Genomic DNA, 809 nt, shown 5'->3' with positions numbered 1-809 from the left:
AAGCATAACAAACGGTTCAAGAGGGACAGCCAACGCGCGGCATTTTTACCATGCGTTAGTTTTTGTGGTTACGGTGTTATGCGGAAGCTTGGTAATGGCGTTGGCTGCCCCTTAACCGGGCGTTATGTGACAGGAGATTATTTTGATTAATGAAGAAGACTTTAATGTAAGCAACACTACCTTCACGTTTAAAAAAGACGAATATCCTTTGTCAAAAATTAAAGGTGCAAGAGTCAAAACAAACACTTTTCAGGATCATGCTTTGCGCATTTTCTGCATTGGTCTAGTTGTTGCGAGTATCGTGTGGATGATATGCCCAGAGTCATTTGGCTTTTTTACAGCGCCACTCGCATTAACAATAGGCATGATTTCAGCGTTGTTTTCAGTTAGGAAGTACGAATTACAAGTCGAGTTTCAGCATGTTGATGAAACTGGTTTGCAATGGGTATCTGTAGCAAAGACAAATAACCAAATGGTTAAAATATTGTTTGAAAAACAAACAAGTAGACTACTTGGCCAAGTCACATAACAAAGCGTTCAAGTGGGATTTGGCACGCGTGGCATTTTCAGTTTGCGTTAGGTTTGGTGGTTACGGCATTGTGCGGTAACTTGTGTATTGCGTGCCTGCACCCCTTAACGCGGCGTTATGCTTAATCACCAAAAGTCAGTGGTTTATGATTGCTCTTTGTTCCCTTGGCTTTTTAGTTTGGTGTTTCTCGGCAAGTTGGCTTCAGTGGGCGCGGTTTTCTGGACAATTATTCTTTGGCGCTGGAAATTCAGCGAATTGCCTCAATCAATTTTCGGGCAAG

General features: G+C 42.3%; 1 protein-coding gene. It reads left to right on the top strand.

What is annotated here, in order from left to right; genetic code table 11:
• Nucleotides 1-142 precede the first annotated feature (142 nt).
• Nucleotides 143-529 carry a hypothetical protein gene (locus UF06_RS02800; protein WP_045569085.1) on the top strand — a complete coding sequence of 129 codons (387 nt, stop codon included), beginning with the start codon at nucleotides 143-145 and terminating at the stop codon, nucleotides 527-529.
• Nucleotides 530-809: the final 280 nt, after the last annotated feature.

The organism is Vibrio sp. S234-5 (assembly GCF_000960595.1).
In the GTDB taxonomy this organism is placed as follows: domain Bacteria; phylum Pseudomonadota; class Gammaproteobacteria; order Enterobacterales; family Vibrionaceae; genus Vibrio.
Note: the sequence above shows the minus strand (reverse complement) of the source record. Positions and strands in the feature narration are given on the sequence as shown.